At 59.9% G+C, this 25,256-nt stretch carries 29 protein-coding genes and 1 tRNA gene; 14 read left to right on the top strand and 16 right to left on the bottom strand.

Annotated elements, in window-relative coordinates; translation table 11 throughout:
- Positions 1 to 14 precede the first annotated feature (14 nt).
- Positions 15 to 1,346 (top strand): guanine deaminase, encoded by a 1,332-nt coding sequence (gene guaD / locus AABE20_RS06005; RefSeq protein ID WP_338332251.1) that lies wholly within the window; start codon positions 15 to 17, stop codon positions 1,344 to 1,346.
- On the opposite strand, the gene AABE20_RS06000 is transcribed toward guaD, so the two are convergent.
- Complete coding sequence (locus tag AABE20_RS06000) at positions 1,343 to 2,935, bottom strand: gamma-glutamyltransferase family protein (RefSeq protein ID WP_338332250.1); 1,593 nt, start codon at positions 2,933 to 2,935, stop codon at positions 1,343 to 1,345. The genes guaD and AABE20_RS06000 overlap by 4 nt on opposite strands.
- Positions 2,936 to 3,147: 212 nt before the next feature.
- Between AABE20_RS06000 and AABE20_RS05995 the strand changes: the two genes are divergently transcribed.
- From AABE20_RS05995 to AABE20_RS05985, 3 genes are all read left to right on the top strand, one after another.
- Positions 3,148 to 3,756 carry a nucleoside 2-deoxyribosyltransferase gene (locus AABE20_RS05995; protein WP_338332249.1) on the top strand — a complete coding sequence of 203 codons (609 nt, stop codon included), beginning with the start codon at positions 3,148 to 3,150 and terminating at the stop codon, positions 3,754 to 3,756.
- Between the two features lie 129 nt (positions 3,757 to 3,885).
- Positions 3,886 to 5,136 carry an FAD-dependent oxidoreductase gene (locus AABE20_RS05990; protein WP_338332248.1) on the top strand — a complete coding sequence of 417 codons (1,251 nt, stop codon included), beginning with the start codon at positions 3,886 to 3,888 and terminating at the stop codon, positions 5,134 to 5,136.
- A gap of 6 nt (positions 5,137 to 5,142) precedes the next feature.
- A complete protein-coding gene (locus AABE20_RS05985; protein WP_338332247.1) occupies positions 5,143 to 5,640 on the top strand; it encodes a c-type cytochrome in 498 nt (165 codons plus the stop codon).
- 24 nt (positions 5,641 to 5,664) lie between these two features.
- Here the strand turns inward: AABE20_RS05985 and AABE20_RS05980 are convergent, their stop codons facing one another.
- The gene (locus AABE20_RS05980) at positions 5,665 to 6,051 is read right to left on the bottom strand and encodes a hypothetical protein (protein ID WP_338332246.1); all 387 of its coding nucleotides are present in this window, start codon (positions 6,049 to 6,051) and stop codon (positions 5,665 to 5,667) included.
- A gap of 152 nt (positions 6,052 to 6,203) precedes the next feature.
- Here AABE20_RS05980 and AABE20_RS05975 point away from each other — a divergent pair, with 152 nt between their 5' ends.
- Complete coding sequence (locus tag AABE20_RS05975; RefSeq protein ID WP_338332245.1) at positions 6,204 to 6,992, top strand: META domain-containing protein; 789 nt, start codon at positions 6,204 to 6,206, stop codon at positions 6,990 to 6,992.
- 295 nt (positions 6,993 to 7,287) lie between these two features.
- Positions 7,288 to 7,986, top strand: a complete 699-nt coding sequence (locus AABE20_RS05970) for a hypothetical protein (RefSeq protein WP_338332244.1) — start codon at positions 7,288 to 7,290, stop codon at positions 7,984 to 7,986.
- A 144-nt stretch (positions 7,987 to 8,130) separates the two neighbouring features.
- Here the strand turns inward: AABE20_RS05970 and AABE20_RS05965 are convergent, their stop codons facing one another.
- Positions 8,131 to 8,538, bottom strand: coding sequence for a hypothetical protein (locus AABE20_RS05965; protein ID WP_408740735.1), 408 nt, complete (start codon positions 8,536 to 8,538; stop codon positions 8,131 to 8,133).
- Between the two features lie 55 nt (positions 8,539 to 8,593).
- On the opposite strand from AABE20_RS05965, the gene AABE20_RS05960 reads away from it, so the two are divergent.
- The 4 genes from AABE20_RS05960 to AABE20_RS05945 all read left to right on the top strand — a co-directional run bounded on the left by AABE20_RS05960 (position 8,594) and on the right by AABE20_RS05945 (position 10,472).
- Entirely contained in the window at positions 8,594 to 8,767 is a 174-nt protein-coding gene (locus tag AABE20_RS05960; protein WP_338332243.1) for a hypothetical protein, read from the top strand.
- 19 nt (positions 8,768 to 8,786) lie between these two features.
- Complete coding sequence (locus AABE20_RS05955; RefSeq protein WP_338332242.1) at positions 8,787 to 9,467, top strand: YoaK family protein; 681 nt, start codon at positions 8,787 to 8,789, stop codon at positions 9,465 to 9,467.
- A gap of 5 nt (positions 9,468 to 9,472) precedes the next feature.
- Positions 9,473 to 10,102 carry a hypothetical protein gene (locus tag AABE20_RS05950; RefSeq protein ID WP_338332241.1) on the top strand — a complete coding sequence of 210 codons (630 nt, stop codon included), beginning with the start codon at positions 9,473 to 9,475 and terminating at the stop codon, positions 10,100 to 10,102.
- A 193-nt stretch (positions 10,103 to 10,295) separates the two neighbouring features.
- Positions 10,296 to 10,472 (top strand): hypothetical protein, encoded by a 177-nt coding sequence (locus tag AABE20_RS05945; RefSeq protein ID WP_338332240.1) that lies wholly within the window; start codon positions 10,296 to 10,298, stop codon positions 10,470 to 10,472.
- A gap of 72 nt (positions 10,473 to 10,544) precedes the next feature.
- On the opposite strand, the gene AABE20_RS05940 is transcribed toward AABE20_RS05945, so the two are convergent.
- The gene (locus tag AABE20_RS05940; RefSeq protein WP_242401051.1) at positions 10,545 to 10,847 is read right to left on the bottom strand and encodes a YggT family protein; all 303 of its coding nucleotides are present in this window, start codon (positions 10,845 to 10,847) and stop codon (positions 10,545 to 10,547) included.
- Positions 10,848 to 10,970: 123 nt separating this feature from the next.
- Between AABE20_RS05940 and AABE20_RS05935 the strand changes: the two genes are divergently transcribed.
- Positions 10,971 to 11,046: transfer RNA gene (locus AABE20_RS05935), tRNA-Ala, on the top strand.
- A gap of 128 nt (positions 11,047 to 11,174) precedes the next feature.
- Here the strand turns inward: AABE20_RS05935 and AABE20_RS05930 are convergent.
- Both AABE20_RS05930 and AABE20_RS05925 read right to left on the bottom strand, forming a co-directional pair.
- Positions 11,175 to 11,564 (bottom strand): hypothetical protein, encoded by a 390-nt coding sequence (locus AABE20_RS05930; protein ID WP_338332239.1) that lies wholly within the window; start codon positions 11,562 to 11,564, stop codon positions 11,175 to 11,177.
- Between the two features lie 112 nt (positions 11,565 to 11,676).
- Complete coding sequence (locus AABE20_RS05925; RefSeq protein ID WP_338332238.1) at positions 11,677 to 11,805, bottom strand: hypothetical protein; 129 nt, start codon at positions 11,803 to 11,805, stop codon at positions 11,677 to 11,679.
- A 147-nt stretch (positions 11,806 to 11,952) separates the two neighbouring features.
- Between AABE20_RS05925 and AABE20_RS05920 the strand changes: the two genes are divergently transcribed.
- The 3 genes from AABE20_RS05920 (at position 11,953) to AABE20_RS05910 (ending at position 15,946) form a co-directional block, all read left to right on the top strand.
- Complete coding sequence (locus AABE20_RS05920; RefSeq protein WP_338332237.1) at positions 11,953 to 12,414, top strand: (2Fe-2S)-binding protein; 462 nt, start codon at positions 11,953 to 11,955, stop codon at positions 12,412 to 12,414.
- Positions 12,411 to 14,621 carry a xanthine dehydrogenase family protein molybdopterin-binding subunit gene (locus tag AABE20_RS05915; protein ID WP_338332236.1) on the top strand — a complete coding sequence of 737 codons (2,211 nt, stop codon included), beginning with the start codon at positions 12,411 to 12,413 and terminating at the stop codon, positions 14,619 to 14,621. Before AABE20_RS05920 ends, AABE20_RS05915 begins: the two co-directional genes overlap by 4 nt.
- Positions 14,622 to 14,734: 113 nt before the next feature.
- Positions 14,735 to 15,946 carry a c-type cytochrome gene (locus AABE20_RS05910; RefSeq protein ID WP_338332599.1) on the top strand — a complete coding sequence of 404 codons (1,212 nt, stop codon included), beginning with the start codon at positions 14,735 to 14,737 and terminating at the stop codon, positions 15,944 to 15,946.
- 124 nt (positions 15,947 to 16,070) lie between these two features.
- Here the strand turns inward: AABE20_RS05910 and aldA are convergent, their stop codons facing one another.
- From aldA to AABE20_RS05860, 10 genes are all read right to left on the bottom strand, one after another.
- Positions 16,071 to 17,516 carry an aldehyde dehydrogenase gene (aldA, locus tag AABE20_RS05905; RefSeq protein ID WP_338332235.1) on the bottom strand — a complete coding sequence of 482 codons (1,446 nt, stop codon included), beginning with the start codon at positions 17,514 to 17,516 and terminating at the stop codon, positions 16,071 to 16,073.
- A 102-nt stretch (positions 17,517 to 17,618) separates the two neighbouring features.
- Positions 17,619 to 18,482, bottom strand: a complete 864-nt coding sequence (locus tag AABE20_RS05900; protein WP_338332234.1) for a LysR family transcriptional regulator — start codon at positions 18,480 to 18,482, stop codon at positions 17,619 to 17,621.
- A gap of 13 nt (positions 18,483 to 18,495) precedes the next feature.
- Entirely contained in the window at positions 18,496 to 19,332 is an 837-nt protein-coding gene (locus AABE20_RS05895; RefSeq protein WP_338332233.1) for an aldo/keto reductase, read from the bottom strand.
- A gap of 175 nt (positions 19,333 to 19,507) precedes the next feature.
- A complete protein-coding gene (locus AABE20_RS05890) occupies positions 19,508 to 20,122 on the bottom strand; it encodes a thioredoxin domain-containing protein (protein WP_408740734.1) in 615 nt (204 codons plus the stop codon).
- 36 nt (positions 20,123 to 20,158) lie between these two features.
- The gene (locus AABE20_RS05885; RefSeq protein WP_338332232.1) at positions 20,159 to 21,520 is read right to left on the bottom strand and encodes an outer membrane beta-barrel protein; all 1,362 of its coding nucleotides are present in this window, start codon (positions 21,518 to 21,520) and stop codon (positions 20,159 to 20,161) included.
- Positions 21,521 to 21,699: 179 nt separating this feature from the next.
- Positions 21,700 to 22,197, bottom strand: a complete 498-nt coding sequence (locus tag AABE20_RS05880) for a c-type cytochrome (RefSeq protein WP_338332231.1) — start codon at positions 22,195 to 22,197, stop codon at positions 21,700 to 21,702.
- A gap of 2 nt (positions 22,198 to 22,199) precedes the next feature.
- Positions 22,200 to 22,790 carry a methylamine dehydrogenase (amicyanin) small subunit gene (gene mauA, locus AABE20_RS05875; RefSeq protein ID WP_338332230.1) on the bottom strand — a complete coding sequence of 197 codons (591 nt, stop codon included), beginning with the start codon at positions 22,788 to 22,790 and terminating at the stop codon, positions 22,200 to 22,202.
- Positions 22,777 to 23,382 carry a redoxin family protein gene (locus AABE20_RS05870; protein ID WP_338332229.1) on the bottom strand — a complete coding sequence of 202 codons (606 nt, stop codon included), beginning with the start codon at positions 23,380 to 23,382 and terminating at the stop codon, positions 22,777 to 22,779. The genes mauA and AABE20_RS05870 overlap by 14 nt, the downstream gene beginning before the upstream one ends.
- A complete protein-coding gene (locus AABE20_RS05865) occupies positions 23,379 to 23,969 on the bottom strand; it encodes a MauE/DoxX family redox-associated membrane protein (RefSeq protein WP_338332228.1) in 591 nt (196 codons plus the stop codon). The genes AABE20_RS05870 and AABE20_RS05865 overlap by 4 nt, the downstream gene beginning before the upstream one ends.
- Positions 23,966 to 25,162 (bottom strand): amine dehydrogenase large subunit, encoded by a 1,197-nt coding sequence (locus AABE20_RS05860; RefSeq protein ID WP_338332227.1) that lies wholly within the window; start codon positions 25,160 to 25,162, stop codon positions 23,966 to 23,968. The genes AABE20_RS05865 and AABE20_RS05860 overlap by 4 nt, the downstream gene beginning before the upstream one ends.
- Between the last annotated feature and the right edge of the window lie 94 nt (positions 25,163 to 25,256).

The following is a 25,256-nucleotide window of genomic DNA, read 5'->3' as shown; positions in this document are numbered from 1 at the left end:
AAAGCAGACACCCCATGCCCAATACCCCCGACCGCCACGCCATAAGAGGCAGCTTTGTTACCTTTCGCGCCAACCCCTTTGTAGCCCCTGCGCAGGACGCGCTGGTGCTGGAGGAGGACGGGCTGATCATTATGGAGCACGGGCGCATGACCCATTGCGGCTCCTACGCCACCCTACGCGCGCAACTGGGGGGCAACACCCCCCTGACCCACTACCCCGACTGCCTGATTAGCGCAGGTTTTATAGATGCCCATGTGCATTACCCCCAGATTTCGGCCATTGCCTCGTGGGGGGAACAGCTTCTGCCGTGGCTGGAGCAGTATATTTTTCCCACCGAGGCGGAATTTGCCAACCCCGATGTGGCCCGGCGGACCGCCAGACTGTTTTTGTCCGAACTGCTGAGGAATGGTACCACCACGGCTGCGGTGTACTGCACGGTACACCCTCAGTCCGTCGATGCGTTTTTTGAAGAATCGGCACGCCTTGGCACCCGTATGATCGCGGGCAAGGTGCTCATGGACCGCAACTGCCCGCCCAACCTACAGGACACAGCCCAAAGCGGGCATGACCAGTCCGCAGCGCTTATTGCGCGCTGGCATGGCAGGGACCGCCAGCTTTATGCCGTAACCCCGCGCTTTGCCATAACCAGCACCCCCGAACAGCTGGAGCTGGCGGGCGCACTGTTCCAGAGCACACCGGGGCTGTACATGCAGACCCATCTGGCCGAAAATCTGGACGAAATAGCCGCCGTGCGCAGCCTGTTCCCCAACAATACGTCCTATCTGGATGTGTATGCAAAAGCGGGGCTGGATGGCCCACGCGCCATATTTGGCCATGGCATCCACATGAGCGAGCATGACTTTGCCCATTGCCACCACTCTGGCTGCACGCTGGCGCACTGCCCCACATCCAACCTGTTTCTGGGCAGTGGGGCGTTCCGCCTGTTTGATGCCCTCAAACCCACCCGCCCCGTGCATGTCGCACTGGGGACAGATGTGGGCGCGGGCACATCGCTCTCCCTGCTGGCAACAATGGGGGAGGCTTACAAGGTCTCGCTCATGGCGGGGGATACGCGGCTTTCAGCCGCGCAGGCGCTGTGGCTGGCAACGGCGGGGGCCGCCCGTGCGCTGAACCTGCATAACCAGATTGGCCTTATTGCGCCGGGCATGGAGGCCGATCTGTGCGTAATGGACCCCGCCGCCACCCCCCTTATGGCCCAGCGCAATGCGCGCTGCACCAGTCTGGCCGAGCGCCTGTTTACCTTAATGGTGCTGGGCGATGACCGGGCCATACGCGCCACATGGGCCAATGGCCAACTGGTGCATACACGGGCGGAGGCGGCCTAGTACGCCGCCACGCACCCATCGCTCCGCGGGTCGGCCGCCCCTTCAAACAGGCCACTTGCGTGGCGCACCACTGCTCCGGCATGACCCATCATGCTGGTAAAGGGGGCAACACGCTCCACCTCGTGGCCTGCCTGTTCCAGCCGGGCAATAACGCCTGCATCAAACCGGCTTTCTATTTTAAGCGAGTGGCTGTTGCTGCCCCATGTGCGCCCCAGCAGCCAGCGCGGCGCGGTTACGGCCTGCTGTATGGGCACACCAAACATGGCGTAGCGCGTAAACAGGGCGGCCTGCGTTTGCGGCTGGCCCTCGCCCCCCATGGTGCCGTACACCATGACCCGTCCATCCTCAAACCGGGCAAGGGCGGGGTTGAGGGTATGGAACGGTTTGCGGCCGGGCACAAAGGCGTTCCACGCCCCTTCCTCCAGTTGGAAGGACGCCCCACGGTTCTGCCACAAAAGCCCGGTCTGGGGCAGGAACACACCGGACCCGAATTCAAAATACAGGCTCTGGATCATACTGACCGCAACACCGTTGGAATCCACTGCCCCCATCCATGTTGTATCCCCCATTTGCGCGGGCGCTGGCCACGGCATGGCGCGGTGGGGGTCAATCTGGGCGGCCATGGCGTTAAAGCGGGTCTCGTCATCCAAAAAGGTCTGGGCGTCTTCGCTCATCCAGCGCGGGTCGCCCACATGCGCGTTGCGGAACAGGAAGGCATGTTTGGTGGCCTCCACCAGCGCATGCACATAGGCATAGCCGTCCACCTCCTGCACGTTGAGTTTTTCAAACAGTTTGAGAATGGCAAGGGAGGCCACCCCCTGCGTGGGCGGGGGCGCGTTATACACCTGTGCGCCAGCCACACGCGTGTGCAAAGGCTTGGGGGTGGCAACACTGTGGTGGGTAAAGTCCTGCGCGCGCAGGGGGCTGCCTGCGCGGGTCAGGTCGTCCAGCAATTTGTGCCCGACACCGCCTGTATAAAAACTTTCCAACCCGTTGCGCGCCAGACTTTCCAAGGTGTCCGCCAGTGCCGGATTTTTGCGCATATCCCCAGCACCGGGCAGGTGTCCATCTGGCGCATAGGCTGCGGCAAAGGCGGCATTACCCAAAAGCTCGGCCTGTTTTTCCGCCAGAAGGGACGCTTCGCTCAAAGTCAGGGCATAGCCATTTTTGGCGTACCAGATTGCATCTTCCAGCAGCGCATCCAGCGGCAGGGCGGGCTGGAGGGCTGCACTGCGCGCAAGTGCAGCCTGCCAGCCAGAAACCGTGCCCGCCATGGTGTTGGCAGCCCAGCCCCCGCGCCACGGCACGCTGGTATGGCCCGCAGCCGCATAATCCGCCACGCTCCCGTGCAGGGCGGCGGCACCACAGGCCTCCAGCACCTCGGTCCGGCCATCGGGGTAGGAAATCAGCCAGAACGCATCGCCCCCCATACCGGTCATGTGCGGATAAACCGCGCACAGTGTGGCCGCCATGGCGGTAACCGCCTCCAGCGCCGTGCCGCCTTTTTTGAGAATGGCCAGACCGCTCTGGCTGGCCAGATGGTGCGGGGATGTGACCATCCCCCGGGTGGACTGAAAACTATGCAGCATGTTCTGGGTGGCTCCCGCTCTGGTATGGCCAGTCTATTTCATCAGGATACCGCGCTTTTGCGCCAGTCCCCATAAACAAAAAAAGCACGCCCCCATTGCCGGGGTGCGAGAGGCTCGGGTGCTGGAGCCTGCTCCATAGACCTTTATGCCTGACAGCCCGCGCAAAATCTGACAACCATACTCCCCCGAGCACCAAGGCAGGACCCCACCCAATGCCAGATTGTCAGACCGGTTTGCGGCCACAGCAGCCCACCACACCAGAACACGCCGTTTATCTGGCAGGGCCGGGCGTGTTCGCGCAGGATGCGCGCGCGCAAGGAGCACTGCTGGTGGCAGCCTGCGCCCGCATGGGGCTACGTGGCCTTTACCCGCTGGATGCGGAACTGGACCCGCAGGCCCATGCAAGCCCACCCGCCCTTGCCCGCGCCATTGCCCACGCCAATATGGGGCTGATCCGCCAGAGCCATGCTGTTATTGCCGATCTTTCGCCCTTCCGTGGCCCCAATGTGGATGACGGAACAGCGTTTGAAATAGGGTATGCCCACGCACTCGGCCTGCCGGTTTTTGGCTATGCCCACACAGCCACCCCCATGGCCGCCTACCCCGAGCGTGTGCTGGCCTGCGGGGGAAACCTGAGCACGCTCATGCTGGAGAACCGCGCAACACTGGTGGATGAGAACAAAATGACGGTGGAAGACTTTGGCCTGCCTGTTAATCTGATGATCGCCACAGTTCTTTCCGATTCCGGTACAATTTTTTCCTCCGCTCAGGCCGCAATAGCCGCAGCGGCGGCCCATCTGCTTGGCCAACCACCCCGCTAAACCGCGCCAGAGCGCCCACCCTTACCCCCCAACAGACCCGTTTTGCCCACAGGGGTAGCGCACGCATAGCAAACCCCCTTATGCTAGGGGTTCCCTCCGCCAGTTGAAACACGATTAGGAATACGCAGATTGAAACGTAGAGACCTGTTTGCGGCCTCTCTGGCAGCCGGAATAGCAGGGGCAACCCGCCGCGGCTGGGCTGCAACACCCGAGGCCTCCGCCGCCCTTGGTCGCACGGCCCTGCACGGGACCATTCCCCACCTTGTGCCCATTCGCGCCCATGCGGACCAGATCATGGACATAAAGGTCTGCCTGCGCCCCTTCCGCCCCGCAGGCCCACGCATGGATGTGGAGCGTGTGGCGGGCAAAACCGTGGTGCATAATTACGGCCATGGCGGCAGTGGGTGGTCTCTCTCATGGGGGGCGGCCCATATTGCCGTCGGGCATGCCGCGGCAACGCTTGAACGCAAGGTCGCCGTTATTGGCTGCGGCATTATTGGCCTGACCTCCGCCCTGACCGCCCTGCGCGCAGGGCTGGACGTGACCATTTACACCCGCGACCTGCTCCCCCACACCCGCTCCGTGCGGGCCAACGGTAGCTGGACCCCGGATTCGCGCATAGCCCTGACCCAGCAGGCAGGCCCCGAGTTTGCCAAAATATGGGAGCAGATGGCCCGTTACTCTTGGCAGACCTACCGCGATTATCTGGGCCTGCCGGGCAACCCGATCGACTTTCGCGATAACTACACCCTGTCTGACACACCACCAGATGCGGCCGACCACGCCCCCACCCCCACGGACCCGGCCAAGGGCAACTTCGCCACGACCGGCGCTCCGCAAAGCAGTGCGGAATTTGCCGAATACGCCAGCCGGATAAGCGATATTATTCCCGCCCCCGAACTGCTGGCCGGGGCGGACAACCCGTTCCCCGTAGGTTATGCCCGGCGCACACCGCTCATGATCTATAATTTTGGGGCGTATGGCCACCTGCTGCTGGAGGAGTTCCATCAGGCAGGCGGGCGCATTGTTATCCGCGAATTCCATAGCCCGGCTGATCTGGCGGACCTGCCTGAGCGCGTGGTGATCAACTGCCCCGGCTACGCCGCGCGCGACTGGTGGAACGACAAATCCCTTATTCCCATCCGGGGCCAGACAAGCTGGCTCCCGCCCCAGCCCGACGCCCCCTATGCGCTGGAATACAAAGGGGTGGCCATGATCTCCAAATCCGATGGCGTGATGATTCAGGGGTATGACATGAACGGGCTGGGCGAAATGGACGGCGTGGGCAACAGCTTTGAACACGCCGACCGCGCGGAAGCAGAAAAGGCCATAGGCATTATTGAGGACCTTTTTACCCGCTTTCAGCCACGCAACGGATAAGGGGGCATGATGTTTTTTTCCTTTCCCCTTCGCGCAGCCGCTCTTGCCTGCATGCTGGCATGCCTGCCCCACACCGGCGGTGCATGGGCGCAGTCTTACACCACCGGCCACACAGGCGGGCGGGCCGGTGCGGTCCAGCCTGTTTCGTTCTCTGCCGAGCAGGTGGCGCACGGCGCACAGATCTACGCCGGGGCCTGCGCCATGTGCCACGGCGCAGACCTTGAAGGCGGGCATGATGTGCCCGACCTGAGCACGTATTTTACCGCACGCTGGGCCAACACCCCGCTTGACCGGCTGGCCGGGTATATTGCCCACGCCATGCCCCTTATGGCGCCGGGCACCCTGCCCCCGCAGGATACGGCCGCACTTGTAGCGTTCATACTCCACCACAATGGCGCAACCTCCGCCACCAACGCCCCTTTGCCCATGGAAGACGCCCGACTGGCCAAATTCCGCTTTCCTGCCCCCCTTGCCCAGCCGCCAGCCACAGGCGGCAAACCCTAAAGGCTGGCAACCCTGCGTGGGGGGTTACCCCTGCGCAGGAGGGTGGAGCAGCATGTGGCAACGGACGTAGGAATCCTTGTCCTTAAAAATAAACACCACATAATAATCCAGCGCGCGCCCACGCCTGTGCGTGGTGTGGGTGTAAAATGGATACACGTCCTGTGCTTCGCCATACCCGGCAGGCAGCGGTTCGGACGCCATGACCGTATGAACCCGGAACAGCGGCACATAAACATGCACAGGTCCGGGGTTACGCCGCACATGCCACAAATGCCTGCGAAACTTGCGCAGGCGGTCTGGCAGAATGAACACCATATTTTCTTCAATAAACCGTTCATCCGGCTGGGGGTTGCGCAGGTAGCGGGCATCCTCCGGCATGTCGCAAAAATAATTGTAGCCCTGAATAATCATGCCCTGCTTTTAACCCTCCTGCGCCTTGCGCAACAGCCCACCCCGCCCGCCTTCCTTTTGCCCTCCACCGGGCAAAAAGCCAGAAAGCCGTTGTGCCCGCGCGCCAAACGGCCATACTGCTGGCAACTGGCAATAACATGAGGAACCACGCCATGGCTTGGCCGCGTATTCGTTCTATTCTGGCTCCGTGTGCTCTGGCCCTTGTGGGGGCGTGTGCTGCGCAAACCCAGCCCATTGCCACACCGGGGGCTGACAATAGCGTGTATGAAGCCCGCGGGAACGAACCATTCTGGAATTTCAGCATGGCGGCGGGCACGCTGGCCCTGAGCACACCGGACGGCCCACGCCTGACCCGCATGATAACCCATGCCTACACACGCGGCGACACGCGCCATTACGAAGCCCCCGACCTTGCCGTGGCCATTACCCCCACCCCCTGCCAGGACAGCATGAGCGGGCAGATGTTTACACAAACTGTCAGCATTACCACCAAGGAACAAACGCTTAATGGCTGCGGGGGCAACCTTGTGCCCCCCACCCGCCTGAACGCCACGCGCTGGGTTGCCACACAGCTTGATGGCCACATACTGCGCAATGGCAACATTCTGCCCGATGCCCATGACAGCGCAACGGACGAAGACCCCGACCCGGCGGCAGATATGTTTACCCCCACGCTGGACATTAACGACACGGGCAAGGTCTCGGGTTCGGATGGGTGCAACCGTTATGCTGGCGGGCTTGTGTTCGAACGTGACGGCAAGGTGAGCGCCGCCCCGCAAGCGGGCATGAGCACCCTTATGGCCTGCCCGGGCGCGCATGGGCGGGTTTCCAGCCTTTTTGTGTCCCTGTTGCACACCGTGCAGTCATGGACCATGGAGGATGGAACCCTTGTGCTGCATACGCAGGACGGCAAAACCATGCGCCTGCGCCAGACCTTTTAACGCCAGCACACCATGATACCTGCATGGCGGGGGTGCGCGCTCCTGCCATGCGTATTTTTCGCACAAAAGAGGTGGAAAACGACACAACGGAACGGGTCCGTTTTCCATCGACATTGTGAAAAAAGATTTTATAGCGCCGCCAAAGTCGATTTTTAACTGTAAATTTACCATTTTTGTGCAAAAAGTATGAGTGTATTTTAAGCATAGCCTGCTCATAAGGATTCCGAAGCACGCCATGATTCCTCATGTTTTCAAAACTCAACCTTTCCCACTCTATTTTTCCTAAAGTACCACTATGCCCAACTCCCAACTTTCCGGGCCTTTTATCCTGACCAAAGCCAGATTTTACGATAAATTTGTGGACTTGACCCACGAGCAGAGCCAAAAATTCCGCACAGTTATCCATAGCATCAACCAAGAGGAACTTCTGGCCATTACCCTGCGTGCGCTCAAGGGCGCGCAATTACGGGTTTCCAGCATTCTCAGCGTGGCAAAACGCTTTGCAGACCTGAACGGTACAGTGCCGTTTGAAGTCAGCGCCTGCCTTTACAAAAATTTCCTCAAGGCTACCGCGCGCGATACTGGCATTTATACAAAAATTACGTTTGCGGAATACCTGTATTACGCAATCCATTACGAACACTGCAAAGAAGCCTATAACGCCGAAACACTGATCCCCACCATTTACAACCCGACCCAGCCCCTTGGCCGGGTTATGGGGGGACATATTGCGTTGGAAATTGTGCTGTTAAGCATCTGCCAGGCCAACGCCCGACGCCTGAACGAAACAGAATGGCTGGACACAACCCCGGACATGGATTGCCATGCGCATATTATGCACAGCCTCCTGCGCTACCAGCTTTTGACCTTTGAGGATGTGCAGGAAGAGTTCGAGCGCATCATGCTCTACGTAACCGGGTTTGTGCTGGACACCGTGCGCGCACTTTCCGGCAAGGGGGAGCCGGGGCGGCCCTCCCCCTCGCAAGAGGTATAAAATACCCCAAGTCCGGGCATCCGGGCACGAACATGCCCCGCACCATGCCACAAGCAATAGCCACTCAACCACACAGAAAAAAGGCGCCACAGGCAAAGCCGTGACGCCTGCATACAGCCAGAAACCGGCCTGCCTTCAGCCCTGTTACAGGCGTTCCTCCCCCTGCGGGCTGGTAGGCAGCTGCTGGGTGGCGCCGGGCTGGGGCGTGGCGCCAGACGTTGTGTTACCGGGTGCTGTGCTGCCGGGGCTTGTGGAATGTTCCACATCATAAGCCGTGGCTTTTTGTTCGTATGTGCCTTTTGCGCCGGGGTGTTCCAGATCATACAGCTTGGCCTTATTTTTGGCCTCCTTGCGGTATTCGTGCCTACGGTACATGCCTGTTACACACCCCGCCGTAGCGCCCAGAACGGTATGGTTGGCAAAATGCCCACCAACGGCCCCTGCGGCACCGTATTTAAGGCACCCACCCGGTTCGGCCTGCACAACGGTTGTGCCCACTGTTGCGGCCATCAGGCCTGCCAGCGCCAATGTTATCACGCGGTGGTGTCTCATACGCTTTCTCTTTTCCATTCCCAACCGGCCCGACCTTTCCGGACCTGTTTTGATCATGCCTGTATCTGGTGGCAGCATTATGGTTTTTAAAGACCCGGTTTTCCATCGCACCCCGGCATCACCTTCGCCCCACACAACCAGCGTTGCCGCAGGGCATGGCTCCCACCGTGTCTGTACCGTTTACACGGCTTTGCGCAATGGGGCACAGTTGCGCACCGCCCGCACCTGAGCTGACAATATCCCCCACCATGCCAGACACCCCAGCCCCCCTATCCCCCGTAGCCGTATCGGCCCGTCGCATTCTGGTGCTGGGCATACTGGCCGGGCACATAGATGCACTCAGTTTTGCCCATCTGGGAGGGCTGTTTGCCTCGGCCATGACGGGCAACACCACGCATCTTTCGGCCGCACTGGCACATGCCAACTGGCACTATGCGGTGCTGCTTGCCTGTGTGCTCGCCATTTTTTTTGGTACGGGTTTTCTGGCAAGTCTTGCGCGCCTGCGGTGGGGAGCGGCCAATGGCATAGGGCTTATGGCGCTTTTGCTCGTGGTTGTGCAGGCCGCGCAATTTGGCGGCCATGCACGGCTGGCCGAACTTGTGCTGCTGCCTGCCCTTATGGCCATTCAGGGCGAGAGCATTGCCCGCTTTTCCGGCAATGCCATCCAGACTGTGGTCATCACCAGCAACATGCTCAAATGTGCATCTGCTCTGGCCAGCGCCGTGGCTGTGCGTTGCGGGGCCAGCACGGGGGCTGCCCTGCCTGCGGGGGCTATTATTCTGCCCGCACTCTCATGGATCGGGTTTGCCGGTGGGGCCATGCTGGGTGCGCTGGCATTACTGTGGTGTGTGCCTTTGCCCTTTTTGTGGCCCCTGCCATGGCTTGCCATTCTGTATATTGACATGACCCCGGCAAAAACCAGACACTAACAGATATGTCCGCCTCCCATACTCCACGCTGTTCTGCCCGGCTCCTCCGTCTTATGCCCTGCCTGACCCTTGGCGCACTTCTGGCACTGGGCGGGTGTGGCTATTACTCCTCCCGCATTGCGCATAAGGGCCAACTGACCGTACTGGGCATGACCAACGAGGACCTGCTGGCCTGTGTGGGTGTGCCGGACAAAACGCAGGTCATTAACGAGCATGTGCGGATCTACCAGTACACCCGTAGCACCAACATTCCCGCTACGAACGATTCGACGCTGGTTCCCCTGCAAACACTGGTCAACCTGACCCAAACAACCCTTGGCGGCGCGGGAACGAACTGTGTGGCCACCGTCCGGCTGGTGGATGGCAGGGTAACAGACATGCATTACAGTGGTGACAATAACCAGATGATCGGCAGCGATGGGGTGTGCTCCACCATTGTCAAAGGGTGCCTGAACACTCCGGTCCCTTCGGCACACCCTGTATCGGGTACGATTTTTGGCCCGGTTTCCGCCTTTCATGCGCCTGATATTACGGGCTTTTCCCAATCCCCGCAGAACACGCACGCCACCATACCGCAAGACCAGCCTGTCTTGCCCTCCACACAGCCCCACTCTGGTGCCGCAGCGCAGCCCTAGTCCGCCGGTGCGGCCATACACCACCCCAAAAATGCCACAAGGCCATGCAGCAGATAGCTGTTGACCCTCAAAACCAAAGGAGTAGTGTGACGCTGTCAGATTTGTGAATGAATCCGGCAGGTTCTGCACAGTAGGCATTCCGCGCCAGAACTCCAGCAGCTCCTGCCTTACAGGCTACAAAAGGGTTTTTGGAATGGGCATTTATCTGTGCGTAACACTTCTGGGTCTTGACCTGATCGCTTACCTGCTGGGTGGCAACACCGCTGCTCTGGGCGTTGCGGTTGTGGCATTCCTGGTTCCGGTTGTCATTATGAGCAGCTACACGCTGACCCACATTGAAAAAGACGGCACCCCCGACGCTCATCACTGAGCCTTTACGGGTTATCCGTTAAAAAAAACCGCCAGCCCGTAAGGTCTGGCGGTTTTTTTGTGCCCTGACTGGCTAGTGCAGGATCAGAGCGCGGAACACATCGGCCAGTAATGGCTGAATAACGTACTGAATCCCCAGCAGCACCACCATGGGGCTAAAGTCCACCCCACCGGGTGTTGGCAGAACCCGCCGGACCGGGGCCAGAACAGGCTCGGTCAGACGTTCCAAAAACATGCCTATCTTCCAGACAAGCTGGTTACGGCTATCGAGTATGCCAAACGCATACAGATTGACGAAAATACAGGATATAAGGAGAATCCAGCAATAAATCTCCAGTATCCGCGTCAGCACCATGAAGAGCGAAAACACAAACACGATAAAAAACCAGCTCCTTACGACCAGCCTGAAAAAGCATAACACCCTTGGTTATATACGCCTTACAATACAGCTTGACAGAAAAATCGTAAGCCCTGTAAATCACTCGCTAACACAACAGGCGGGGCTGTAGCTCAGATGGGAGAGCGCCTCGTTCGCAATGAGGAGGTCAGGGGTTCGATTCCCCTCAGCTCCACCAACCGCCTTGTTCTTGTGTGAGCTTCATTCAAAATTTGAATTGTCTGTAAACCCTGGCCTCTCAGGGCTGCTGCTTGCCGCGTCCAGCGATTGGCTCTGCCTGCCCATGACCTTGCCGCCATACCGGATTCAGCCTGCCGCAAGCGACCCATGCTCCAAAGCGGCAGTTGTGCCAATGCTCCGCACACCGGCTGCCTTGGCATTGGCCTGAAGGGCGTTTTGCAGGCTCTGCACCGCATCACGCACCAGTTGCACCATGGCATCCCTGTTCTGGTAGCCCCCCAGTTCCAACGAGTTCTGGTACAGGCTCCAGACAGTGGACCAGATAATGGCGGGTGTGAGGTAGAGAGACCACGCGTTATCCGCAGGAAGTGCGTTTTTAATGTCCTGCAAAAGCTGTGCAATTTCCTTCAGATCGAGCGAGATTGCCATATCCTCGCAGGCCTTGTTTTCAACACCTGCGGCAAGGTGCGCCAACTTCCACAAAAGCGCGTCCGGTGTACCTGGGGTGGTATTCATGCAGAATCGTCCTCTCATGGTTATGCAAAAGCATGATGGGCGTGGCCGCCAGACGGAGCAACGCCACCATCAGCGCAGCAGAGTTTCCACCAGTTCAGATTAAAGCGCGCAATCAGGGCGCACACCCCGCAAACACCCCCACCAGCATGGGCATGGCATGCCCCGCCTGACCTGCCTGTCCGCCCATGTGGCGGGTGCGTCCGGTAGGTTTACGCCCCTGCGCGCCAAGGTGGCTGAACACGCACACCCTACTCGCGCATATATGAATATATTCTTGAATATACAGATAATTTTTCAAAAAATCCGAACACTTTATCGGCCCTTCCCATTTCGGAAACAAACCAATTCCATTACATTAGGGAGTTCAGACCTGCCCCAAGGAGCCACTATGCTAAGCCTGAACATAAACGGACAATCCCACCAGGTGGATGTCGACCCAGACACCCCCCTTCTGTGGGTTCTGCGCGATGTTCTGGGCCTGAACGCCACCAAATTTGGCTGTGGCATAGCCCAGTGCGGTGCATGCACCGTGCATATGGATGGCCGGGCCGTGCGGGCATGCAACCTGCCAGTCGGGCTGATTGGGGAGCAACACATCAGCACGCTCGAAGGGGTGGACCCGACAGACCCGGTGGCAAAGGCCGTACAGGCAGCATGGGTAGCGCTGGACGTGGTGCAGTGTGGCTATTGCCAGCCGGGGCAGATCATGGCCGCCATTGCCCTGCTGCGCAGCGTGCCCAAACCCACGGATGAGCAGATAGACAGCGCCATGTCCGCCAATCTGTGCCGCTGCGGCACATATGTGCGTATTCGCGCGGCCATTCACCACGCGGCGGGAGCACTGGCATGAACACACCAACACCACGCCCCACCATGGCCAGCCGCAGGCAGTTACTAGGGGCCGGGGGCGCACTTGTGCTGGCCACATTCTGGCCCACCATGCGCAATGGCCGCGCACAAAGCGCTGCCCGCTCTGGCAGCCCATCCGCCGAACAGGGCATGCTGGTCGAAAACGCGCAGGGGATCTTTGCCCCCAATGCCTATATCCGCATTGCCGCAGACAACCGCATAACCCTTATTCTACCCAATGTGGAAATGGGACAGGGCATTTACACCTCGTCCGTCATGCTCATTGCCGAGGAACTGGGCATAGACATGGCACAGGTGGAAATTGAAGCAGCCCCCCCCGGAGCCGGGGCGGAAATTACGGGTGGTTCCACCTCGGTCATGACCGAGTGGCTCCCGCTCCGTCAGGCGGGGGCTACCGCACGCAGCATGCTGGTGCAGGCAGCCGCCACACGCTGGCAGGCACAGGTGGCGGACTGCACAACCCGCTCGGCCGCAGTAATCCATGTGCCCACAGGCCGCACCCTGCCCTTTGGCGCGGTGGCCGCACAGGCAGCAGCCCTGCCCGTGCCACAAAAACCCACACTCAAGGACCCCGCAACCTACACCTTGCTGGGCAAACCCCAACACCGCATAGACAGTGCGGTAAAAGTGGCAGGCCGCGCCGTTTTTGGCATGGACGTGCAGGTGCCGGGGCAAAAAATCGGCACCGTGGCCGCCTGCCCGGTCGAAGGCGGCACACTGGCCAGCATGGACCGGGCCGCAGCCCTTGGGGTGCATGGCGTGCAGGCCGTGCTGGTCAATACACCCAACAACACGGTGTGCGTGGTGGCCGACCATTACTGGGCTGCCCGCAAGGGGCTGCGGGCACTCAAACCCCAATGGCACTACGGCCCCAACGCCCACGTAACCACCCAGACCCTATATGACCAGTTACACGACGGGCTGAGCGGCCCCGCCATTGTGGCCAACACAAAGGGCGATGCCCCGGCCATTATTGCCCATGCCTCCACCACGCACACCGCCACCTACCAGCAGCCCCTGTTGGCCCACGCCCCCATGGAACCCATAAACTGCACAGCCCATGTGCGGCCTGATGGATGCGACATATGGACCGGCACGCAGATTGCCGACCGCGCGCGGGACACAGCCGCCGAACTGACCGGCCTGCCAAAGGAGAAGGTGGCCGTGCACTGCCAGTATATTGGCGGGGGCTTTGGCCGCAGGCTGGAGCATGAATACGTAACCCAGTGCATAGAATTCGCACGCCAGCTCCCCTACCCGCTCAAAATCATCTGGAGCCGCGAAGAAGACCTGACGCGTGACCGCTACCGCCCCGCCTATGTGGACCAGATGACCGCGGCACTGGATAACAAGGGCTTTATAACCGCCCTGACCCACCGCATTGTTGGCCCCGCCGTGGTCGCACGCTGGGACCCGCCCGAACTGACCAAGGATGGGTACGACGAGGACCTTTCCGTCGCCACCATTATTACCCCGTACACCTACCCCGCCTACCGGCTGGAATTTGCCCGGCGCGAGGCCCCCGGCATTGTCACCGCATGGTGGCGCGGCGTTGGCGGCACGCGCGGCCTGTTTGTGGTGGAAGGGTTTATTGACGAACTGGCCCACCGCGCAGGGGCGGACCCCGTAGCCTACCGGCGCACCATGCTGGCGCAAAACCCCCGCGCACTGGCCGTGCTGGACAAAGCCGCACAGGCCGCAGGCTGGAACACCCCCCTGCCACCGGGGCGCGCACGGGGTGTGGCCGTGCAGTTTGCCTTTGGCACCTACATGGCCAGCATTGCGGAAGTGGAAATGCCAGAACCAGACAACGTTATTATCCACCGCGTAACCGCCGTGGTGGATTGCGGGCGCGTGCTCAACCCCGATCAGGTTGTCTCGCAAATCGAAGGGGGGCTGATTTTTGGCTTCAGTGCGGCGCTTTATAACGAGATCACGCTCGAAGGGGGCCGGGTGCAGCAAACCAACTTCAACACATGGCGCGTCATGCGTATGAACGAAGCCCCCCGCACAATAGATGTCCTGCTCATGCCCAGCACAGAAGACCCCGGAGGTATTGGCGAGGTTGGCACCGCCGCCGCCGCCCCCGTTCTGGCCAACGCCATGGCGGCGGCACAGGGGCGGCGCTACCGCACGCTACCACTCCTTTCCCCCCGCAATGGGGCAACTGGCACGGAGCAGGGCTAATGCGTAACCTTTTACCCACGCGCAGCACCCCCGGCCTGTGTGGCGCTGCCCTGCCCCACCGCCCATTGGGCCGTGCTTATGCCTGCCTCCGTGGCACTTTTTCCGCCTGCCTTATGGGCGGCATAGCCCTGCTGGCCCCCACACCCCATGCCCATGCCGCCGCCTCCGCCAGCGTGGAAAACGGGCGGTATCTGGCCCGCGCGGCAGATTGCGAGGTCTGCCACACAGCCGAGGGCGGCACCCCCTATGCCGGTGGCCGGGCCTTCAGCCTGCCCGGAGTTGGAGTCATGTATGCCCCCAACATTACCCCCGACAAAACCGCAGGCATTGGCGCATGGACCGACCAGCAGTTTGTGGATGCGGTGCGCAAAGGGGTGTCCCCGGGTTGGAAGCACCTCTACCCCGCCATGCCTTACCCCGCCTATGCCCGCATGAGCGAGGCAGAGGTCAGGGACATACGCGCCTATCTGGCAACGCTCCCACCCTCAGCCCAAAAAACACCGCAAAATGCAATCAGATTTCCATTTTCCATACGTGGGCTTATGGTGTTCTGGAACATGCTCAACGGCCCCGCCGCCAACTACGCGGATGATCCGGCCAAACCCGCGGACTGGAACCGGGGGCGCTATCTGGTGGAAGGACCGGGCCATTGCGCGGACTGCCATACCCCGCGCACAGCAACCTTTGGGCTGGATGGCACACGGGCACTGGGTGGCAACGTGGTCAATGGCTGGCGGGCGTATAACCTGACATCGGACAAACAGAGCGGGCTTGGCGCATGGAGTGATCAGGACCTTGCCCAGTACCTTGCCACCGGCCACGCGGATGGCCACGGCACGGCTGCGGGAGATATGGCCGATGTTGTGGGCCACAGCCTGCGCTACCTGAGCGCTGCGGACATTCACGCCATGGTAGTATACCTGCGCAGTATTGCCCCCCTGCATACGGCGGAAGATACCGTAACGCGCACCACACCCTTGGCGGGGGATGCCACACTCCCCCAGAACACACGCGGCGCACGCCTGTATGCCTCTGCCTGTGCAGGCTGCCATATGCCCGATGGCACAGGCCGCCAGTCCAGCTTTGGCACCATAACGGGGGCACGCTCCCTGGGCGCGGATAACGGGCGCAACCTTGTGCAGATTCTTGTACAGGGCAGCGGCATGCAGACCACAACAGGTGTGCAGATTATGCCGCACTTTGCCGGTGGTGGGCTAAGCGAGCGCGATCTGGCCGACATTGCCAGTTTTGTTATGACCCACTTTACCACCGCAACGCCCCACAACATGGAACAGGCCGTCCATAACGCCAAAGAGGCACAATAGCGGGCACCTTTGCAAAACTGCGGCTGAACACGGACTGTATACAAACCGCACAAACAAAAAGGCTGCGGAGCCATAACGCTCCGCAGCCTCTGCTTTGGGCCTGTTAGCCCGCACCAACCACCTGTCAGGCGTTCAGGTAAATGGTTTTGGTCTGCACGTAGGCTTCCAGACCGTGCTGCCCGTCCTCCCCGCCAAGACCACTGTTTTTGTAGCCATGGTGGAAGCCCTGCGGTTCTTCCCCCGCACCACGGTTGACGTACACCTCGCCAAACTCCAACTCCCGCGTCATGCGCAGCACCCGGCCAAGGTCCTTGGTAAACAGGTAGGCTGACAGGCCATACTGGCTCTCGTTCGCCAGTCTCAGGGCTTCATCAAAGTCGCGCACCTTGAGCAGGCACAAAACCGGGCCAAAAACCTCGTGGTGCACAATATCCATGCCGTGGGTCACATTGCTCAGCAACGTGGGAGCATAGTAGGTGCCGTGGTCGTACGGACCACCTGTCAGTCTGTGGCCGCCCAGTTCCAGCGTGGCCCCCTGCGCAATGGCTTTTTGCACCATGGCGTCCACCTTTTCCAACTCCGCCAGACTGACCTTTGGCCCCATATCCGTGCCCTCCTGCATGGGGTCGCCTACTTTGAGTTTTTCCACGCGGGTACGCAGGCTTTTTGTAAACTGGTCGTACACCGCCGCATGCACGTAAGTCCGTTCGTTGGCGGTGCAGACCTGCCCGCCGTTAAAAAAGCGCGCACTGACCGCCGCTTCCACCGCGGCTTCAATATCGGCATCGTCCATAACAATAAATGGCGCCTTACCCCCCAGTTCAAGCCGCACTTCCTTCAGATTTTCGGCGGCTGCGGCCATAATTTTTTTGCCTGCGGGGGTGGAGCCGGTCATGGTAATAAACGGCACATTCGGGTGAGCGACCAGCGGCACACCAACATCGGGGCCATCGCCCGTTACCATGTTCAGCACGCCTTCTGGCAAGCCTGCCTCCTGCGCCAAAGCCGCCAGCGCCAGACCGGAAAGCGGGCTTAGCTCATGGGGTTTGACAACAATGGTGTTGCCAGCAGCCAGTGCGGGGCCAATTTTACGCGCGCACAAAGCAAGCGGGAAGTTCCATGCCGCAATAGCGCCCACAACACCGTGAGGTACGCGGTCGATCAGAATTTTTTCACCCTCACGCTCGCCGGGAATAATCTCGCCTTGCAAACGGCGCGTGTTTTCTGCGGCAAAGCGCAAAAGCCCTGCGGCAAAATCCACCTCCACCCGGGCCTCCGCAATGGGTTTACCCATTTCGGACGTAATAATGCTGGCCAGTTTTTCCTTGTCCCGCACAAGCAGATTTTCCAGCGCGTACAAGTAATCCGCCCTTACGGAAGCCGTTTTGGCACGCCACGGACCAAAAGCCTTGCGGGCAGCGGCCACAGCCTTGTCCACATCCGCAATGCTACCTTTGGCGGCAGCCGCCAACTCCGCGCCATTTGCCGGGTTTTTGATGGTTACGTACTGGCCGGATGCAGGTTTGACCCACTGGCCGTTTATAAACAGGTCATGTTTTTTAACAGACATTTCCAATAGTCTCCTTGCCGTTGTGGTCATGAGTATTGGGGATGGAACACCACTTTATAAAGTGATGATATGTGAGCAGATAGCTGACAAAAAATGAATGCCTTATGCCGTTTGACCGCGCAGGTGGTCCACCAGGCGCATAAGCAGCGGTGTTGCCCCATCGCGCCGCCACACGCAGTAGACCGGGGCTTCGGGCAGGTCTGGCGGGGTCATAACGTGCAGGCCCTGTGCGTGGGGTGCTGGTAGCATCACATCGGGGCTACAGCAGACCCCAAGCCCCGCACGCACACAGGCAAAAATAACCTGATAGGACTCAATCGTTTGAATCCGCCTTGGCGTGACCCTGTTTTTTTTCATCCAGCTTTCAAACACACTGCGGTAAAAACAGTCTGTGTTGAACAAAAGAACATCTGTGCTGGCCCAGTCGATTGCAGCAACAGAAGCCACATGAACTGGCGCCACAAGCCGCAAATGCTGCGTAAAAACCAGACAACTTTCCAGCAGGGGGTGTTCGATTGGCCCATCGGTCAAGGCCAGATCGACCTCACGCTCCATTAACATCCGCTCCAGCGTGTAACTTGCACGTTTGAGCAGTTGCAACTCCACATCCGCAAAAGCCTGCATGAAGGAGGGAAGCCGCTGGGGCAAAAAATGGTGTAACGCCACATCCAGCGCTCCAAGGCGGAGCACACCACGGGGCACGTCGGGTTCAAAAAAATGCTCAAGGGCCGAGGCTTTTTGCACAACCTCATGCGCCTGAGCGTAAAACGCCCGCCCCGCCGGGGTTTCAATCAGCCGCCCCTTTTCCCGCAGGAACAGGGGGTGGCCAACACTCTGCTCCAACTCCCGCAGGCGGGCCGTTACGTTGGAGGCAACACAGTTCAGGCGGCGGGAGGCCGCCACAATGGAGCCTGCCTCCATAACCGCGCAAAAAAACCTGAGCTGTGCAAGCTTGAGGCTATCCATGCCCCAACGGCTCTTAGAACTCTTCGTACGTTGCGGGGTCCTGCCCGAAGGAGCGTCCATCGGGGCGGGCCAGCGTTGCAATATCCTTCATGTCCTGATCGGTCAGTTCAAAGTCGAACACGGACATATTCTCAACCTGCCGTTCGCGGTGCGAGGCTTTGGGAATGGGCACGGACCCGACCTGCACATGCCAGCGCAACACAACCTGTGCCGGACTTTTGCCCAAACGTTTGGCAATACCCGCGATCAGGTCATCGGACAGGATTTTGCCACCACGGCCAATCGGGCTCCAACCTTCGGTCACAATACCGTATTTTTGGTGGTAGGCCCGCATGTCGTCCTGTGGGAAATAGGGCGAAAGCTCGATCTGGTTGATGGTGGGCAGAACACCAGTTTCGGCATTCAGTTTGTCCAGATGCTCGGCCAGAAAATTGCAAACGGCAATGGAGCGCACATAACCACGCTTTTGCGCTTCAATCAGGGCCTGCCATGCCTCCACATACAACCCCTGCTTGGGGTTGGGCCAGTGGATGAAGTACAGGTCGTAATAGTCCAGCCCCGCGCGGTAGAGGGATTCCTCAATACAGGTCAGGGCTTCATCATATTTGTGGTGGCGGCCAGGCAGTTTGGAGGCAATGCTCAATTCCTCGCGCGCGCGCCCACTGCGGCGGACGGCCTGCCCCACGGCCCCTTCGTTTTCGTAATTAAAGGCGCTATCGAGCGCGCGGTAACCAACGTCCAGCGCGCTCACCATGCCTTGCACGCCCGCAGCGCCGTTCAGTTTGTATGTACCAAAAGCTATAAGTGGAAAGCTCCGGCCATCGTTCAGGGTTAGTTCAGGAATGCTCACGCCTGCGTTCTCCTTGATTATGGATGGACCCCGCGCAGTCCCCCGCACGGATCATTCTCAACGCTTCTGTGTGCATGAAGGTTCCCCCATCCACAAGGCGGGAACAGGCAGGCCGGGTACGCATGGTCCACTGGCACGCAGCCCAAAACTGGGCCACCAACCCGGCCACACGGGCTTAAACGGCGGCCCGGCCAGCTTTGCGGGTGTGGGTAATATAGGCCTGCACCGTGCCAAACCCGCTCTCCCACGCATTGAGCAGGCTTTCCAGATGCTCACGGTTGTTCACAAGCCCGCGCGCGATCAGCACACCTTGCTGGTCCAGCAAAAAGGCGGCGGGGAGTTTGTCCACCTCCAGCGCCCGGCCCAATGCGGGATCATTGATAAACCGTGCGGGCAGTGTGCCGGTCTGCTGTGCAAAATGGGTTTGCACAACCGGGTTATCATCCCCCGCCAGAACCAGCTCCAACTGCTCGGTCGCACAGAAGTTGCGGGCAAGTGGGATAACCTTGCGCGAGATCGGGCAGGTGGCGGACACAAACAGAAGCAGGCGGGGCGTAGCCCCACCCGCCAGCGGCATGGTCTGCCCATCCAGCGTTGCAAATGTGCCTGTGGGGCAGGCATCCCCCGGCTGGGGGCCGCGCGCGTTGGTTAACGCGCCCACGGGTGCAATTTCCTGAAAAAGCCTGCGCAGCCTTAGCACCATGCGATACGCCACAAAAAACGCCGCACAGAGCAAAAGGCTGAGCATACCATTCACAAGCACAAGGGTTTGCAGGCCTGCCTGTGTCATGCCTCAGCCCCGCTGCCCATGATGGTGCGTGTGCGATCAGTAAGACCAGATGGCATCGCAACTGAACCAGAACATATTGTTGGTGCCGTTATTGGCGTAGTTGACGGTCGGGTCATCCGTGGGAGAAACACGGTTGAACGGGCGGGTGCCGTTGAGCGACTTGTCCAGCCGCACTTCGGGGCGGATGGAAAAGCTGCCGCGTGGCAGTTTGAGGAACTCTGGCCGGTAGGTCACACCCACGGTCAGTTCCCCATAAGTCGTGCCCGGTGCGGAATCGTAGGGATAGCTGCGCCCGCGCAGTTCGTTCACGTAGGACATGGTAGAGGTGTTATTGCCCACGACATCGCCGGTATTATCCCGGAAAATTTCGCCACGCGCATTGAAGGTGAGCGAGGGCGAAAAGTCATGCGAGAAGTAGGTGGTAATGCCGTACACGTCGTCCTGTAGGTAGTCGTCGTGGTAATAGGTGGCATTGAGCGTAATGGAGCTGGTGTCGTTCAGTTTGTATGTGGCCAGAATATCGCCAATATATTCCATTTTCTGGTTGGCCCGGTTGCCAATCTCATACACGCTCTGCTGTGGGCCAAGGTACCCGATTGCCGCCACATCCAGCTTGCCATCCATAAGGCCACTCAGTTGCACGCCAAAATATCCTTTGGGGCGCTTGTTGTTTTTGGCGCCGCCAAACGTGGTGGAGTTACCCGCGTTCACCCCCATAACCCACGCTACTGTGTCGGTCATGTGCCATGTGGCCAGCACGCCCACGGTTTCGAACGGTACAATGTAATCGGAGGAATAGTTGTAGGAATAAAACGGACGTTCCAGCGCATCCGTGCCTTCAAACCCCTGAATACCGTATTGCTGGCCAATCTGGAGGTCTATGCCGCCCTTGCTCAGCCATGGCAGATGCGCATCAATATGGGCCTGTGTTGGCGCCCACTGGTACATGCCCGTCAGGCTGCCATCGCCCATGCCAATGGTCGGGTTAAAGCGCGCATCCGAACCGTACAGCACCTCAAACACAAACCCTATGCCGTAGCCGCCGCCAATATCGGTCGTCGGGTGGGAGAGCGTGCCTGTAATCTGGTTCAGTGTGGCGGTGTTGGCCCGGTCCACGTAGGACTGCGCCCAGTTGCGGCCTGTATGGGTCCACGGGTTACCGTTAACACCGGCTTCGACCACAAGGTGGCCTTCCAGATCGTCAAACCATGTATGGTTTTTGGTGAGTTTAAGATTAACCTCTTCCTTGTCCGCCTGCGCTTTTTCCGCCGGGGTTTCCTCCAGCACCAGAGGGCGCGCGGCATCACCGGGGGTTATTTTTTCCTGCGCCAGAGCGGGCAGCGCCGCCAGTTGCATGGTCAGCCACATCCCTACGGGCAAAGGGCGGCGAAGAAACATTCGTTTTTAGCTCCACAAATCAGAACAAAAAGGTCCAACAAACCCAACAAAGCGGGGGACTATCGTGTGTGCTTGGTACAGGCTGGATGAGGACTGATCAAAAGTCATTTTAAGTTTTCATGTCATCTGGCGCTCTTGCTGCCCGTGCTGTGGCCTGCTGGCCACAGCACCTGTACCGCTCAACCCTTGTTCGGGCTGTGCGCGCAGGCCGCAAGCGAGCGTTCGAGCACATGGGCGCGCAACGCCATAAAATCCGGGCCAGAAAGCGGATGCGCCCGCCACGTATGCACCTCGGCCGCCGTATAGGGCTTAAAGCCCGGCGGTGTGCTGCTGCCACCTAATGTGATCAGCACAAAGTTCATAACATCGGCCAGTGTCTGGTCATCGCGGATGAGGGACATGGACACACCGGGCACACGCACCAGATAGGCCCGCCCTTCCTGCGTGCAGGCAAAGCTGCCCACACTATTGCGCAGCATGGGCACAAAGGTCGGGCCGGATATGCCCTCTATTCCGTGGCACCCACCACAATGCGAAACGTAAACAGACTGTGTGTGGCTTAAAGTTGTCGCCCCTGCCACGGCGTCTGGCGCCGCGTGGGCGCGCACGGCGCCAGCCATAAGGGCCAGCACCGTAACGCAGGCAGGCAGAACACAACGCAACAACGCTGCGCGCATGATCAGGAGGCTTTCCCGATCACGGCTGCGGTGGAGCAGTTGTACATTTCCGACGTGCCGGTGCCAAAGCACCAGATAATGTCGTTATTGGCCATGGGGCGGTAGGAGGGCTGGTCACCATCGGTGCCAAGGCAGGTCACCTCGTTACACGAATCCTGACCACAGCAGTCCCGGTAGGCAATCATGTAGGAATTGCCATCCTGCGGGTTGTAGCAGCTCCCGATCCACGATGTGGGGGACGGAGCCGTACCGGGCGGACAGCTATGCACACCACCACCACAGGAGGTGCAAAGGTTGCCGTCAATGGCGCAGTAACGCCAGTAATCGCACGCATTGGGGTCTTTGACCTGCGCTTTGGCCCCAAACGGCGTTGGGGCTTTGGATGCCACCTTGCCCGCGGCAGGCGTTGCGGCCGAAGCACGACTGACCGGCAGCAGGGGGAACAGCGGCACGGCAGCCGCCAGCCCACCCAGACGGGCGACCACGCCACGGCGGGACGTATGGCCCGCAAAATGGCGCAGTACAGTTTCGGTCAGACGGTCGAACAGAGACGTGCCCTGTTCCGTTTTTTGAGTGTGTTCAGAAGGCAACATGCGCATTCGCTCCTGTATCGGCTGGCGCTGCGGGGTGGGTGGAGGCCACGCCGTCCAGCACCCCTTCAATCTGCCGGCGGGTATTAACAAGTTTTTTGGCCAGTATGGTGCCGCGTTCATCCAGCAGCACCACCGATGGCATACGATTGATCTGTAGGACCAGAGCCAGTTCAACCCCGGTCACAAGGGGCACGCCCTGCATTTCCGGCCGGGCCTGCTGCATGGCTTTAAGTTCAGGCTCGGGGCCATCCCCCACAAACACAAGGTCCAGCCCGCGTTCGGCGGCAATCTGGCGCGCAATGGGGGAAACCCGTTTGCACACGGGGCATTCCGCCGCCACAAACAGCAGAAGCTGCCTGCGGCCTGCGGGTAAAACATCCCCCACGGTAAACGGCGCACCATCCAGCGTATGCAGGATCAGGCGCGGAACAACCTGCCCCACATCCAGACCGGGCTTGACCTCCTGGTCCCCCAGTGGGGCAAGCCGTTCGTGCAGCACGCCAATCTGGCGGGCCAGTGCAACCAGCACCACGGCCAGCACCAACAGCAGCAGCACCAGAACGGCCTGCCATACATAAAGCAGAACGATCATGCTCCGTGCTCCTGCCGTGCCGAACCGGGCACCTGCACCGGAGGCAGTACCTGCATGGCCTGCCACAACAGGTACACGCACACACCCCCCACAACACCTTGTGCCCATGGCAGGGGCAAAACCCCCTGCCCGAACGCAAGGCCCACAAACGGCACAAGGGCAACCCCCGCACAGGCCACAGTGCGCAGCACCACCGCCCATGAGAGCTTTTGCCCTGCAACACCGGGCGTGCAACCGCAGGACAGGTCCGTGCGCCCACGCAGCACATTCATGCCCATGGCGCAGGCGAACACGACCAGCAAAGCCGCTGCCGCAAGGCTGCCAGCAGATGCCCCAATACCCGAAAACAGCAGAACAGCTACGCCAGTTTCGGCCAAGGCAAGCGCCCATGCCGCACTTTCGTAAGACCACTCCGGCAGCAGACGGTAGGCGGCCAATGTGGCCAAAAACGTGTCATGCGCACGCAGTTTGGCAACACCAGCAACCAAAAACAGGGCACCTATGCCACCAGCACACAAAGCCGCAACCAGTTGCCCTGCCTCAGCGCACCATGCAGGCACCACAAAGACCGACGCCTGAAGGCTCATCCTTCACCCGGCGCAACCGTGAAAATCAAAGACGTGCCAAGCCCTTTCATGGTCCGCAGCAGCTTGCCGGTGCGGGCGTCGGAAATAAAGAAGTTGCCTTCCTCATCCGCTGTAAACATCAGCGGGCTTGCATCTTGCGTAACGCCAACCATGGTGCTGGCAACCTTGAGCGGCATACGGCGGATCCGCTTGTGGGTGTCCGTGTTGTACACCCAGACTTCCGTCCCGGCGTCCTTGTGGGTCCAGAAGGTGCCACGGTGCATGAGCACATACAGTTCGTGTGCATTTTTATGCAAAGCGGACATCTGCCACCCACCCGGGCGCCACGTCACCTCAAACGGTGCGGTGGCATCGGATGCGGGTTTAAGCCCGGCCCCTTCCTGCAAGGACCATGCAGGCTGCACAACGCTGCTGGCGGACAGGGTGGTTGGGTAAACCTTGCCGCTATAGCTGATAAAATACGTAGCACCATCTTTGGCTACACTGGGGCTTTGTTCAAAAATGCCGTCTTTATCGGGCTCAAAGAACGCAGCGCTGTGGGTCACACTGGCCTTGCCGTCAGCCTCGATGCTGACATTGGTCAGCGTACCATCCCCACACAGGGAGGAAAAACCGGCATTGCCCCAGGCGTAGGCCAGTGCGCAACCGGGAATTTCCACCGTATGGGTGACCTTGTGTTCCTTTGTGTCCACCACTTCCACCGCGTTGGCGGGGCTCATCTGGTACACATAGACCCGTGCGCCATCGGCACTGATGGCCAGATTGTTGCGCTTGGGTGTGACCAGCGCGCGCGAGGGCAGTTTTTCATCTGCTGTGAGTTTAAGGGTCTGGGCGTCGTATTCGGCCAGAAGGTCGTTGCGCGCACCACGGTTACCGCGCTCCCATGTGGTTTCCCCCACATAAAAGTGGCTGGCGTCGGGAGCGATAACCACGTTGGGGTTGTAGGCTGCCTGCACCATGCCCAGCAGTTCGCCACGGTCGGCGTCCACCACATCCACACGGCCATCCTTGTTATGGGTGTAAACCGCGTCTTCCACCAAAATGGTGTGGGGGCTGTAGGGCTTTAGGGTGACCACGTCGCTCTGCTCGGTTTGCAGGACGGGTTCGGCGGCCTGAACGGTGGCTGCTGAAAAAAAGGCCGCACTGCCAAGGAGCAGGCCAAGCCATGATTTGCGGGGGCTAAGAACGGACATGCAGACCTGTTTTTTCTCTCGTTTCCATCAGGATTTTCGTATCATAACCGTTACTGTTGCCTTTTCAACACAAAATTAAAGACACACGTCGGGA

This window comes from Acetobacter zythi (assembly GCF_963921165.1).
Classification (GTDB): Bacteria; Pseudomonadota; Alphaproteobacteria; order Acetobacterales; family Acetobacteraceae; genus Acetobacter.
This window is presented reverse-complemented; position numbering and strand designations above follow the sequence as displayed.